Source organism: Streptomyces sp. NBC_00358, assembly GCF_036099295.1.
Classification (GTDB): domain Bacteria; phylum Actinomycetota; class Actinomycetes; order Streptomycetales; family Streptomycetaceae; genus Streptomyces.
Genome location: NZ_CP107976.1, coordinates 637,344 through 650,272, shown reverse-complemented (window position 1 = coordinate 650,272; position 12,929 = coordinate 637,344). Strand labels below are relative to the sequence as shown.

The 12,929-nt window shown below is 69.4% G+C and carries 8 protein-coding genes; 3 read left to right on the top strand and 5 right to left on the bottom strand.

Going from position 1 to position 12,929, the window contains the following annotated elements; translation table 11 throughout:
* Window positions 1-4 precede the first annotated feature (4 nt).
* Window positions 5-1,075 carry a hypothetical protein gene (locus tag OHT01_RS02565; RefSeq protein WP_328551439.1) on the top strand — a complete coding sequence of 357 codons (1,071 nt, stop codon included), beginning with the start codon at window positions 5-7 and terminating at the stop codon, window positions 1,073-1,075.
* Between the two features lie 92 nt (window positions 1,076-1,167).
* Here OHT01_RS02565 and OHT01_RS02560 read toward each other — a convergent pair whose 3' ends face one another.
* The 3 genes from OHT01_RS02560 to mmsA all read right to left on the bottom strand — a co-directional run bounded on the left by OHT01_RS02560 (window position 1,168) and on the right by mmsA (window position 5,342).
* A complete protein-coding gene (locus OHT01_RS02560) occupies window positions 1,168-2,271 on the bottom strand; it encodes a sugar-binding protein (protein ID WP_328551438.1) in 1,104 nt (367 codons plus the stop codon).
* A 222-nt stretch (window positions 2,272-2,493) separates the two neighbouring features.
* Window positions 2,494-3,795 carry a multiple monosaccharide ABC transporter permease gene (mmsB, locus tag OHT01_RS02555; protein ID WP_328551437.1) on the bottom strand — a complete coding sequence of 434 codons (1,302 nt, stop codon included), beginning with the start codon at window positions 3,793-3,795 and terminating at the stop codon, window positions 2,494-2,496.
* A complete protein-coding gene (gene mmsA / locus OHT01_RS02550) occupies window positions 3,792-5,342 on the bottom strand; it encodes a multiple monosaccharide ABC transporter ATP-binding protein (protein WP_328551436.1) in 1,551 nt (516 codons plus the stop codon). Before mmsA ends, mmsB begins: the two co-directional genes overlap by 4 nt.
* Before the next feature lie 212 nt (window positions 5,343-5,554).
* Between mmsA and OHT01_RS02545 the strand changes: the two genes are divergently transcribed.
* On the top strand, window positions 5,555-6,823 hold the full coding sequence (locus OHT01_RS02545) for an ROK family transcriptional regulator (RefSeq protein ID WP_328551435.1): 1,269 nt from the start codon (window positions 5,555-5,557) through the stop codon (window positions 6,821-6,823).
* Window positions 6,824-7,112: 289 nt separating this feature from the next.
* Here the strand turns inward: OHT01_RS02545 and OHT01_RS02540 are convergent, their stop codons facing one another.
* The gene (locus OHT01_RS02540) at window positions 7,113-8,843 is read right to left on the bottom strand and encodes a RecQ family ATP-dependent DNA helicase (RefSeq protein ID WP_328551434.1); all 1,731 of its coding nucleotides are present in this window, start codon (window positions 8,841-8,843) and stop codon (window positions 7,113-7,115) included.
* Window positions 8,844-9,068: 225 nt separating this feature from the next.
* The gene (locus OHT01_RS02535) at window positions 9,069-10,181 is read right to left on the bottom strand and encodes a glycoside hydrolase family 3 N-terminal domain-containing protein (protein WP_328551433.1); all 1,113 of its coding nucleotides are present in this window, start codon (window positions 10,179-10,181) and stop codon (window positions 9,069-9,071) included.
* A 639-nt stretch (window positions 10,182-10,820) separates the two neighbouring features.
* Between OHT01_RS02535 and OHT01_RS02530 the strand changes: the two genes are divergently transcribed.
* Window positions 10,821-12,590, top strand: coding sequence for a fatty acyl-AMP ligase (locus tag OHT01_RS02530; protein WP_328551432.1), 1,770 nt, complete (start codon window positions 10,821-10,823; stop codon window positions 12,588-12,590).
* Window positions 12,591-12,929: the final 339 nt, after the last annotated feature.

The window sequence follows — 12,929 nt, the reverse complement described above, 5'->3', positions numbered from 1 at the left end:
TGCCATGACCCACTCGAACCGCTCCGCCCACCCAGCCCGTGCCGCGCGCATCGGCGCGCTCGCGGCGGCCGTCCTCGCGGCCGCCGCCTCCCTGACCGGATGCTCCGCCGACGGCGGCGATTCCAAGGCGGACGCCATACCGGCCGAGAGGCCGTTGCTCACCAAGGCCGAGGCGAACAAGACGGTGGACGCCTATCAGAAGGTCAACAACCAGGCCAACGCCCAGCGTTCCGCCTCCCTCATGGCGAGGGCGGAAGGCGGCACCGTCCTCGCGATGGACCAGGCGTACTTCACCCAGATCCCAGCGCTCGACAAGAGCGACGTCGCGGACAACCTCGCGCCGTTCGCGTACGTCAACCGCGCCTTCTACATCCCGCCCGCCTCCGCCAGGACCGACTGGTTCCTGATGCGCGCCCAAGGCGCACAGCTCACCCACGGCAAGCCGGGCGAACTGTGGCCGAAGGACGTCAGGTTCCTTGTCTTCAAGCGCTCCGGCGACGGCTGGCGGATGGTCGCGGCCCGCGACTTCCAGGGGCCTGATCTGGCCAAGGTGCCGCACATCGCCCTCGACGGAGCCGGGTTGATGAAGGTCGCCGCCCCCGACACCAAGATCGGTGGGACCGCGCCCGCGCGGTTGCCGGAACTGGTCACCGATCTGTGGGTGACCGGCGGGCGCGACACCCCGCTCGCCGACACCTCGGCCCGACGCACCGGAAGTTCCTGGTACACCGAGCGGGCCGACAAACTGGACGGGCACGCCTGGGTCGACTTCAAGAGGGCCGCTCCCCACGCCGGTGACGTCTTCGCCGCGAAGACCACCGACGGCGGCGCGCTCGTGCTGTCCGACAGTGCCGTCGAGGAGACCTTCCTGGCCAAGGACCTGAACTCCTACATCAACCTCGGCGACTCCGACAAGCCGTTGGTCAGGCGCGACCCGGACACGCGCATGAACAAGGTCGTCCGCCACTACGTACAGACGGAGCTCGGACTCATCTCCGCGGACGGCAGCCCCGCCGTGTACTCCATCGGCACCCAGGTGACCAAGGTGGACGCCGTACCGGCATCCGACGTCTAGAGCGGATGCCCCTTGAGGAACGCGGACCGCCGTCGCCCGTCCCGGGGACATCCCGGGACGGGCGACGGCGGTGACCGGTGCTTGCTGCGGCGCTACTTGGTGAGCGCCGAGAGCGTGGGGTCGTTGGCGTAGGCCTGGGCCGCGTTCTCCTTCGTCACGATGACGGGCGGGAGGAGGTACGACGGCACGACCTTGGCGCCGTTGTTGTACGACTTGGTGTCGTTGATGGCCGGCTTGTCGCCCTTCTGCAGGGACTGGACCATCTTGAGGGTCTCGGCCACCAGCTTGCGGGTGTCCTTGTTGATGGTCGAGTACTGCTCACCGGCCATGATCGACTTGACCGACTCGACCTCGGAGTCCTGGCCGGTGACGACCGGGATCGGCTTGCCGGCGCCCTTCACCGAGGTGAGGATCGCGCGGGCGAGGGTGTCGTTCGGGGACAGGACACCGTCGAGGGTCTTCTTGCCGCCGTAGGCGGAGGTCAGCAGCGAGTCCATGCGCTGCTGGGCGTTCTCGGCCTTCCAGCCCTGGGTGGCGGTCTGCTTGATGTTGGTCTGCTTGGAGCCGACAACGATGTCGCCCTTGTCGATGAGGGGCTTCAGCACCTCCATCGCTCCGTCGAAGAACACCTTCGAGTTGTTGTCGTCCGGCGAGCCGGAGAACAGCTCGATCGTCCACGGGCCCTTGGGCTTCTTGGCCTTCATGCCGTCGATGAGGGCCTGGCCCTGAAGCTGGCCGACCTTGAAGTTGTCGAAGGCGACGTAGTAGTCGACGTCCTTCGTGTTGGTGATCAGACGGTCGTAGGCGATGACGGTGGCCCCGGCCTGCTTGGCCTGCGAGACCTGCGTCGAGAGCTGCGAGGCGTCGGTCGCGCCGATCACGATGACCTTCGCGCCCTTGGTGACCATGGAGGAGATCTGCGCCTGCTGGTCGGCGACGGTGGTCGAGGCGCCCGCGTACTGGACGTCGCCCTTGAAGCCCGCCTTCTTCAGGCCGTTGGTGAACAGGTCACCGGCGAGCACCCAGTTCTCCGAGGTCTTGGCCGGCAGCGCGACGCCGATCAGGGCGTCCTTCGCGAAACCCTTGCCGTCGGAGCCGGCGGTGGAACCCTCACGGTGGTTGGAGCAGGCCGTACCCAGGGTGAGCAGGGCGGCCGCGCCGACGGCGGCGATGCTTCTGATGGTGAGTGAGCGCATGGTGGAGTCGAACCCTTCGTGTGGTGCTGGTTGCCGGAGTTGTGCTGAGCCGTCGAGCACGGCGGTGGCGGTGCGGTGGGACACCGCCGGACCGTGTGCCCATGACCGGTCGTACCGGGGTGGGGGACCGGACACCCGGTTGTCAGGAGACCGGATGTCCGGTCGTCGGTGGAGGTGGAGCGATCGCGGCCGCGGGGGTGCGGCCGCCGGAGGGTGCGGGCGTCAGCCCGCGACCTTGGCCTTGTCGGCGTCGGAGGACGGGGACGGCGGCGATTTCGGCGCGGCCGGGTCGTCGTCCCGCCGGAACGGACTCATCAGCGTCCCGAGGAGCGAGAAGCGTCCCTGCCTCTTGTTGTAGACGTCGAAGGCGACGGCGAGGAGCAGGACCAGTCCCTTGATGATCTGGACCATGTCCGAGCCGACGCCCTCCAGTTGGAGACCGTTGTTGAGCAGGGCCATCACCAGACCACCGACGATCGAGCCGCTGACGGTACCCAGGCCGCCGGAGACCGCCGCCCCGCCGATGAACACCGCGGCGATGGCGTCCAGTTCCCAGCTCAGACCGTCCTGGGGGCCGGAGGCCGCGGACCGTGCCACGAAGATCATGCCTGCCAGTGCGGCCAGTACCGACATGTTCATCATGACGAAGAAGTTGACCCGCTTGAGCTTCACGCCGGACAGTTCGGCCGCTCGGGCGTTGCCGCCGACGGCGTAGATGTGCCGGCCGCCGATGGTGTTGCGCGTGTAGTACGAGTACGCGAGGACCAGGACGATCAGGATGATGCTGGAGATCGGCAGGCTGGTACCGATCCGGCCGCCGGCGAAGCGGAGCGTCGCGAAGACGATGACGCCGAGCATGACGGCCAGCCGGATGCCCATGACCCACAGCGGCGCCACCTCGGCCTTCATCTCACGGCGGGTCTGGCGCGCCTTCCACTCCCGCCACACCACGCCCGCGCAGGCGGCCAGTCCGAGCAGCAGCGTCAGGTTGTTGTAGCCGGTGTCCGGACCCACCTCGGGAAGGAAGCCGGCGCCGATCTTGCGGAAGCCCTGGGGCACCGGAACCGTGTCGGCGTTGCCGATGTACTGGTTGCCGCCGCGGAACAGCAGCATCCCGGCGAGGGTCACGATGAAGGCCGGGATGCCGATGTAGGCGACCCAGAAGCCCTGCCACGCGCCGATCGCCGCGCCGACGAGCAGGCCGAGCAGAATGCCGAGCGGCCAGGGGAGCGAATACTCCTGCATCGTCTTGGCGACGACGATGCCGGTGAACGCGGCGACGGAGCCGACCGACAGGTCGATGTGCCCGGCGACGATCACCATCAGCATCCCGATGGCCAGGATCAGGATGTACGAGTACTGGCTGGCGACCGCGACGAGGTTGCCGGAAGTGAGCGTCAGCCCGTGGGTCCAGATCTGGAACAGCAGGACGATCGCCACCAGGGTGGAGATCATGCCGAACTGGCGGGCGTTGGAGGTCGTGCCTCCGAAGAGGTTCTTCTGCAGGTCAGTTATACGGCTCATGGAGTCGGGCTCTTCTTGGTAGCGGTCATCTGCTTCATCAGGAGTTCCGGGTCGGCGTCGTCACGCGCCACATCGCCGGTGATGGTGCCCTCGAACACCGTGTAGATGCGGTCGCACAGGCCGATCAGCTCGGGCAGCTCGGAGGAGATGACGACGACCCCCTTGCCCTGCGCGACGAGCCGCTGGATGATCCCGTAGATCTCGAACTTGGCGCCCACGTCGATGCCGCGGGTCGGCTCGTCGAGGATCAGCAGGTCGGGGTCGGTGAACATCCACTTCGCCAGGACGACCTTCTGCTGGTTGCCGCCCGAGAGTTTGACGACACCCTCGTCGACGCCGGGGGTCTTGATCCTCAGGCTCTTGCGGTACTCCTCGGCGATCCGGTGCTCGCGCACCGGGTCGATGACGCTGCGGCGGGCGATCTTCGACAGCTTGGCGGCCACCATCGAGGTCTTGATGTCGTCCAGCAGGTTCAGGCCGATCGACTTGCGGTCCTCGCTGACGTAGGCCAGCCCGTGGCCGATGGCGTCCGCCACCGTCTTCACCTGGATCTCCGTGCCGTCCTTGAAGACGCGCCCGGACAGCCAGGTGCCGTAGGAGCGGCCGAAGAGGCTCATCGCCAGTTCGGTGCGGCCGGCGCCCATGAGGCCCGCGAAGCCCACGATCTCGCCGCGGCGGACGTGGAACGAGGAGCCCTTGCACACGAGGCGCTCGTCCGAGGTCGGGTGCCGCACCGTCCAGTCGCGGACCTCGAAGAAGACCTCGCCGATGTCGGGCGTGCGGTCGGGGAAGCGGCTGTCGAGCGCCCGGCCGACCATGCCCCGCACGATGCGGTCCTCGTTGACGCCGTCGGCCCGTACGTCGAGGCTCTCGATGGTGCGGCCGTCGCGCAGGATCGTGATGGTGTCGGCGATCGCCTCGATCTCGTTCAGCTTGTGGGAGATGATGATCGAGGTGATGCCCCGCTCGCGGAAACCGCGCAGCAGGTCGAGCAGGTGCTGGGAGTCGTCCTCGTTCAGGGCCGCGGTCGGCTCGTCGAGGATCAGCAGTTTCACGTCCTTCGCGAACGCCTTGGCGATCTCGACGAGTTGCTGCTTGCCGACGCCGATGTCCTTGATCAGGGTGTCGGGGTCCTCACGGAGCCCGACCTGTTCCATCAGCTCCAGGGCCCGGCGCTGGGCCCTCTTCCAGTCGATCGAGCCGCGTCGGCGCGGCTCGTTGCCGAGGAAGAGGTTCTCGGTGATCGACATGCCCGGCACCAGGGCCAGTTCCTGGTGGATGATCACGATGCCGGCCTGTTCGCTGGCCCGGATGTCGTGGAACCGGACCTGCTCACCCCGGTAGACGATGTCGCCGGTGTAGCTGCCGTGCGGGTGGACGCCGCTCAGCACCTTCATGAGCGTGGACTTGCCGGCGCCGTTCTCGCCGCAGATCGCGTGGATCTCGCCTTCCCGCACGACGAGGCCGACGTCGGCGAGCGCGGTGACGCCGGGGAAGGTCTTGGTGATCGACCGCATCTCCAGCAGGGTCGGGGCTGCGGCGGTCATGAGCGGCGCTCCCCACCGCCGGGAACGCGCCGAGGCGTCTTCGGGCCGAGCCGCCCGCGGCATTCCATGGACATCAACTTGCCTCCGGTGGCACAGGTCCGTGCCCTCGCGTCCGGGATGTTTCATCTGCGGCCGGACACTAAATCCATTTGTTTTACTAAGTCAATGGGCAGGGGAAGATATGTTGTCGGGGCATCGAGAGAGGACCGTGCGTGCGGCAGGCAGGAACGAACCTTCCCAAGGTCGGGAGATACAACCGGGCGGTTGTCCTGGACCAGATCCAGCTCGCCGACGGCATCAGCCGTGTCGAGATCGCCCAGTACACCGGTCTGACCCCGCAGACCGTCTCGGGCATCGTGCGCCGGCTCATCGAAGAGGGCATCATCCGGGAGGACGGCGAGAGCAAGGGAGCGGCCGGAGGGAAACCCCGCACCACCCTGAGGGTCAACGCCGACGCCGGCTGCGCCGTCGGACTCCACTTCGACCCCGTCGAGCTGAGCTGCACCGTGGTCGACCTGCTCGGCCGGCCCCTGGTCGTCAAGAAGCGCCCGGCCCGCCACGTCACCGATCCGGCCGAGGTCGTGAAGGACATGGCCGAACTGGTTGCCGACGTGCTCGCCGAGACGGGTGTCGACCGCGACAAGGTCCTGGGGATCGGTCTCGCCACTCCCGGTCCGATCGACATCGAACACGGCGTGATCGTCGGCGCGCCGCAACTCACCAACTGGACCCGGGTGCCGGTCCAGCACATGCTCAGCGAGACGACCGGCCTGCCGGTGACCCTCGACAACGACGCCACCGCCGCCGCGATCGGCGAGCGCTGGTCGGGAGCCGGCAGGGGAGTGGCGGACTTCGCCTACTTCTTCTTCGGCACCGGTATCGGCGGCGGCCTCATCCTCAACCACCAGGTGTACCGCGGTGGTTCACGCAACGCGGGCGAGTTCGGTCACTCCTCGGTGCTGCCCGACGGTCCGGAGTGCTACTGCGGCAACCGGGGCTGCCTGGAACGGCTCGTCAACCCCACGGCGATCGTCGCAGAGGTGCACCGCAGACTCGCGGCGGGATCGCACCCGGACAGTGCGCTGGCGCGGACGTTCGCCGAGGATCCCGACGCGGTCGACCACGCCGCCATCCGGGTGGCCGCGGCGGCCGGTGACCCGGTCGCCGCGGCGGTGATCGACGAGACCGCGGAGTACGTGGCCTCGGTCGCGGTCGACATCGCGAACTTCCTCGACGTCGACCTGATCATTCTCGGCGGCCACGGGATCCAGCACGTCGAGGCCCGCTACGTGGCGGTCGTCGCCGCCGCGCTGAAGAGCCGGCCGCTGTCCCGTCACATCCGGGTGGTGGAGGTCGAGGCTTCCCCGCTCGGCACGGACGCGGCGGTGGTGGGCAGCGCGGCGCTCGTCCTGCACGCCACGTACTCCCCGCATCTGTCGGCCCTGGTGGGGACAGGGGTGACGCCCGGCGGTCCGCAGTGACCCGGCACCAGCCAACGCCTCACGCCCGCCGCGGTCCGCGGGCCCTACGGCACCGAGCGGCCCGACGAGTCACCTCTCGACACCGGGCCGCCGCCCGGCCTTGAGGCCGCCCCCGGCGGGCGTCGAGACCGTCTCCTGACTGTCCGCTTGCCCCTGCTCAGCCGCGGGACGAGCCCGCGGGGACCGTCGAGGGGCTCTTCCCGCTTCGACAGCGACGGCCCGGTTCCTCGCGAGCCGGGCCGGGTGCGGCCGGCACCAGGGCGCGCCCGCCGACCACCCCGAGCCGGCGTCAGCCCTTCCTCGCGGGGGACGAGACCGGCGTCAGCAGGCCTCGCGCCTGGACGGCGGGGAGGGACAGCGTGCGATAGCCCACGCTCTCGAACAGGACCGTGATCCTGCCCCCGTCCTCGCTCATCACCTCCCCCTCGCCCCACGTACGGTGCCCCACCCGCGTCCCGGGCGGGAAGGCGCCGTCGGCCGCCGCGGTCTCCAGGGGTTCGGGGCCCGTGCCGGACAGCACATCCCCCGTGCGGACGGGGGCCGCCTTCAACTCCTGTGTACGGGTGCAGATGTCGCAACCCGCGCAGTCGCCCTCCGCCAGACTCTCACCGAAGTACCCGAGCAGATGGCGCCGTCGGCAGCCGCTCGTCTCCGCGTACGCCCGCATCATCTCCACCCGGGAGCGTTCCAGATCGACGCGGGCGGACGCGATCCGCACCGCCTCGCGGACGCAGGCGTCCCGCCGCGCCCCGGGCACGGCCCGAACGCCGCCTCGCGTCTCGATCGTCACGGCACCCGCCTCCTCCAGCAGGTGCAGCATCGACGTCAGCGGTGTCTGGGACAGACCGGTGCGCTCGCGCAGCTCGGTCGCCGTGACCGGCCCCCGGTGCTCGCGCACCGCGTCGACCAGCCCGCCCAGCACCTCCGGGTCGGGGTGGGCGCCGGTCCGGAAGCGCTGCACACCGAGGTCCTCGGGCCGGTACGCGAGGATCGCCGTCGACGGCTCCCCGTCGCGTCCCGCCCGGCCGATCTCCTGGTAGTACGTGTCGAGGGAACCCGGCACCGACGCGTGCAGCACGAAGCGGATGTTCGGCTTGTCGATGCCCATCCCGAACGCGGAGGTGGCGACGACCACGTCCAGTTCGCCGGCCCGGAACCGGTCGTGCGTCCGCGAGCGATCGGCCGCCGGCAGCCCCGCGTGGTAGGCGGCGCTGTCGAATCCGAGCTCCGACAGTTCCCGCGCGTACGCCTCGGCCTCCCGCCGCGTTCCCGCGTAGACGATGCCCGGTTTGGCCTCGGCCGCGGCCCGTTCCACCACCCACCGCCGTTTCCCCGCGTTCTCCCGGTGCCGTACGACCTCCAGCGTGATGTTGCGGCGGTCGAACCCCGCGACCACCTCGCGCGTCTCACGCATGCCCAGCCGCTCCACGATGTCCGCCCGCACAGGGGCCGCCGCGCTGGCGGTCAGGGCGAGGAGCGGAGGCCGCCCGATGCGCTCGCGCACCCGGCACAGGGACAGGTAGTCGGGCCGGAAGTCGTATCCCCAGGAGGACACGCAATGCGCCTCGTCGACCACCATCAGCGCGGGAGCGGCCGCGGCGATCTGTTCCACCACCTCGTCCTTGGCGAGTTGCTCGGGCGAGACGAACAGGAAGTCCAGGCTGCCCTCGCGCACGCGCTCCCACACGGCCTCGTTGTCCCGTGCGCGCTGCGCGGAGTTGACGGCGGAGGCGCCCGACCCCTCGATACGGGTGAGGGCGGCGACCTGGTCCCGCTGGAGCGCTATCAGCGGCGACACCACGACGGTCGGCCCGTCCAGCAGTACACCCGGCACCTGGTACACGGCGGACTTCCCCGCACCCGTCGGCATCACCACGATGGTGTCGCGCCCCTCCATCACGGCTGTCATGGCGGCGAGTTGGGACGGGCGAAGCCGCTCCCAGCCGAACACGTCACGGGCACAGCGGCGCAGGCGTCTCCTGAGCGACCTGGTCCTGAAGTATCCGACCTTGACGCGCATGGCACTCCTGACGCCGCTCTCCAGTGGGTTCGGCGCCCGTGTACCCCGGACGGGACGAAAAACGGGCCGCTCGCCGGGAGTTGTCGTTCCGTGTCCTCGGCGTGCCGCGGGGAAGGCGTGCGCGGACGGCGCGGTCGGCCGCAACCGGGCAGGTCGCTCCGGCGCGGGGCCGACTTCCGGCGCCCCTTGTCCGCCGGACGAATTGTGACCCGGCGGCTCCCGAGGTCAGCCGCAGGACAGCAGGCCCGCCTTCTGCTTGGCGTTCAGGACGCGGTGGACGCTCTGATTCACTTGCGCGCTGAAGGTCGCGTTCTGCGTCATGCGGCTCTTTACCGCCGTGGTCATCGCCGGGATCAGGTTCGGTTCGACCGTGAGGACCACGTCACCACCGGCCGACAGGAACTTGACCGCGCGGTCGCCCGGGGAAACGGACTTCACCGCCACCGCGTTCCCGAGGTCGTCGGAGATGACCACGCCCTTGAAGCCCAGCGTCTTGCGGAGCAGTCCTTGGATCACCGTCGAGGAGAAAGCGGCCCGGTTCTTCGCGTCGATCTTGCTGTAGGTGGCGGAGGAGATCATGACGAACGGGGCTCCGGCGTCGATCCCGGACTTGAACGGTGTGATGCTCGAACTCGTGCTTGTCGTCACGGTGTCCACGACGCCGGCCGTGGTGTCGGTGTTGCCGCGGACGTAGCCGAGTCCGGGGAAGTGCTTGAGGGTGGCGAGTACTCCGGACTGGGTGGAGCCCGCGAGGAACGCGTCACTGTGCGGGGCCACCGTGGCGGCGGTGTGGCCGAACTCGCGGTCGTACCGACCGATCGGAGCGTTGGCCGTGCCCAGACTCGCCGGCACGACATCCGCGACGGGTGCGAGGTTCAGGTTCACACCGGCCGACTTGAGCTGGGCCGCCCAGACGGCGGCCTGGCTGCGCAACTGCGACGTCGTCCAGCTTCCCTGCGTCAGAGCGCTCGGGATGGTCGAGAAGCCGGGGCCGGACAGCACCTGGACCTGTCCGCCCTCCTGGTCGGTCGAGACCAGGAGGCCCACACGGTGCCCCGCCACGCTGTCCGCCTTGGCCTGCAGACCGTCGACCAGCGTCTTGGTCGCCGTGGTTCCGGCCTTGCTCCGGCCGGCCAGGAACACCGAACCGACGTGGTACGTGCGCATCAGGTCGATCCGCTTGCTGTCGGGTGCGGATGGCGTGACCGATCCCATGAAGAGCTGGCCGACCCGTTGGGACACCGTCATCGCGCTGAACGTCCTGTCGGCGCACGTCTGCGCGGCGGCCTTGGCGGGCGCCGCGGACGGATCGATGATGGCGGCCTGTGAGATCTCCACGCCTCCCACTCCCGCTACCGCGAGCGACAGAACCAGCGAAGACGCGAGCCAGACGGAACGCCTGGTGCTGGAGCGGTGGGCGGGCGACCGATGCGATGCCATGAACGTACTCCGACTGTCCCTGCTGAGGGCCGCCTGGATGCTGGGCGGTAGGCAGATGCCAATTTCATGATATCAACCACCCGCTGATTCGCCCCTGGCGCGCACGTTCCTTCCCCTTGCCGACGGTCGCTCGCGTCCGGCGTCCACCGGCAGGACCGCGCCGAGGCGGCCGGTCGTCCCGAACGTTGTTCGGAGCGCGTGACGCGGCACACATCTTCCTCCGGGGCATCCCGCGTACCAGCCACTTCACCCGGTTCATGGATGGTGACCGACTGTCAGATCGCCCAATTCCCCCTTTAGTACCCGGGGTTACATCTGCGGGGTGGGCCGGACTTGCTATCGTGTTACTCGTTGGTAGCAATCCGTAGGGGGCCACGGGGAGCCGGCGCGAGCATCGCCGCCGCTTCCCGGGCGGATTGGTCGAGAAGGACGTTCTGGCAAGGGGGCCAGGCGGACACGGCATCCGCGCGTACCTATGACGCGGCCTCTGAACTCCCGTCTTCTCGCTCACTTATCCGAACAGGTGAGACTCCTCTTATGGCTCGTTCCCTGGTCGATCTGCTGACCACGCACGCCTCCCGACAGCCCGACCGGACCGCCTACCGGTACCTCGTCACGGGTGACTGCGACGGAGAGATCCAGGACATCTCCTACGGGCGGCTCGCCGAGCGGTCCCGGGCCGTCGCCGCCTGGCTTCAGGAGCGCGGCCTGGCCGGTTCCCGCGCCATGCTGCTGTATCCGCCCGGCATCGAGTTCATCTGCGGATACCTCGGCTGCCTTTCGGCCGGGGTCGTCGCCGTGCCGGGCGTGCCCCCGCAGGGGCGGTCGCAGAACCACCGCGCCCTGCTCCGGATGAAGCGCCTGATCGCCGACGCCGACGCCAAGGTGATCCTGGGCGGCCGTGAGGTGATCGCGGCCCTCGCCACCATGTCGGAGCACCTGCCCGAACTGGCCGAGATCACCTGCGTCGCCACCGAGGACGTCCCCGACGAGGCGGCCGGTTCCTGGCGCGAACCCGACCTCACGGCGGACTCGGTCGCCTTCCTCCAGTACACCTCCGGCTCCACCTCGGCCCCGCGCGGGGTGATGGTGACCCACGGGAACCTGCTGGACAACGAGCGGGTCATCACGGAGCGGATGGGTCACACTCCCGATGTGATCGAGGAGTACGACCATGAACTCTTCGTCAGCTGGCTGCCCGTCTACCACGACATGGGCCTCATCGGCCCGGTCCTGAACGCGGCCTACCTCGGCGTGACCGCCACTCTCTTCTCCCCGCTGCACTTCCTGCAGCGGCCGGAGCGCTGGCTGACCGCCGTCAGCCGATACCGCCCGCACACCAGCGGCGGCCCCAACTTCGCGTACGAACTGTGCCTGAAGCAGGCCACGCCGGATCTTCTCGACGGCCTCGACCTGAGCCGGTGGAAGGTCGCCTTCAACGGCGCCGAACCGGTGCGGGCCGCCACCCTGCGCCGGTTCGCCGAGACCTTCGCCCCGGCCGGCTTCCGCCGCGAGTCCCTGTACCCGTGCTACGGCCTGGCCGAGGCCACGCTGATCGTCACCGGCAGCTCGGTACAGGCCCCGCCCACCCTGGCCGATGCCGATGCCGATGCCGATGCCGATGCCGATGCCGCTGCCACCGACGGGGTCGGGACGGTGACCGGGGCCGGGCCGGGGGACGCGGCAGCGGTCGGCTCCGGCCGGCCGGGACCGGGCATCACCGTGGTGATCGCCGACCCCGAACGGCAGGAGGAGCTGCCGGAGGGCGAGGTCGGCGAGATCTGGGTCTCCGGCGGGAGCGTCGCCAAGGGCTACTGGCGCAACGCGCTCGCCACCCGGGAGACCTTCCGGGCCACCCTCAAGGGCCGCGAGGGCCGATTCCTGCGCACCGGCGACCTCGGATGTCTGCGGGACGGCGAACTCTTCGTCACCGGCCGTCTCAAGGACCTGATGGTCATCGACGGACGCAACCACTACCCGCAGGACCTGGAACTCTCCGCCGAGATGTCCCACTGGGCGCTGCGGCCCGGCTGCACCGCCGCCTTCTCCGTGGACGGCGGAGGGGAGGGCGAGCAGCCCGTGGTCGTCGCGGAAACGGCACCGGAGGCGGCCGGCGAGTCCGAGAAGATCATCGATCTGATCCGCGGCGCGATCGGCGAGGCGCACGGCCTGCCGGTGCGCGACGTCGTGCTCGTCCACCCCGGAACCATCCCCAAGACGTCCAGCGGGAAGATCCAGCGCCGTGCCTCCCGGGCGGCGTATCTCGAAGGCACTCTCTCCCTTGTCGGTGGGCCCGCGACGAGATGACCTTCCCCGCCGACGGCGTGCCCACGCGCCGTCGGCGGCTCAACGGCAGCCTCGGGCATGCCTGTTGCTTCAGGTCTGGTCCGTTCCTCCGCCATGGCCGGTCGCCATGGCGGTCGAAGGTCGGCGCCCTGGGGTCGTACCGCGGCCTTACAGCCGCCGGAATCCGCCGCACCCCACCCGAATTCACCGTCTGCCGCCTGTCAACCCGCGTCCGTCGTCCGCCACATCGGCCGTACGCCGTCCGCCGTGTCGGCCGCATTGTCGAGTCGTACGCCGTGCGCACCCGTCGCGTCGGCCGTACGGCATCCACCTGAGCCCAAGTTCACGAGGACACCAGCC

Coding starts and splice junctions, on each gene's coding strand:
- OHT01_RS02565 (WP_328551439.1), top strand. CDS start 5: ATGACCCACTCGAACCGCTCCGCCCACCCAGCCCGTGCCGCGCGCATC.
- OHT01_RS02560 (WP_328551438.1), bottom strand. CDS start 2,271: ATGCGCTCACTCACCATCAGAAGCATCGCCGCCGTCGGCGCGGCCGCC.
- mmsB (WP_328551437.1), bottom strand. CDS start 3,795: ATGAGCCGTATAACTGACCTGCAGAAGAACCTCTTCGGAGGCACGACC.
- mmsA (WP_328551436.1), bottom strand. CDS start 5,342: ATGACCGCCGCAGCCCCGACCCTGCTGGAGATGCGGTCGATCACCAAG.
- OHT01_RS02540 (WP_328551434.1), bottom strand. CDS start 8,843: ATGCGCGTCAAGGTCGGATACTTCAGGACCAGGTCGCTCAGGAGACGC.
- OHT01_RS02530 (WP_328551432.1), top strand. CDS start 10,821: ATGGCTCGTTCCCTGGTCGATCTGCTGACCACGCACGCCTCCCGACAG.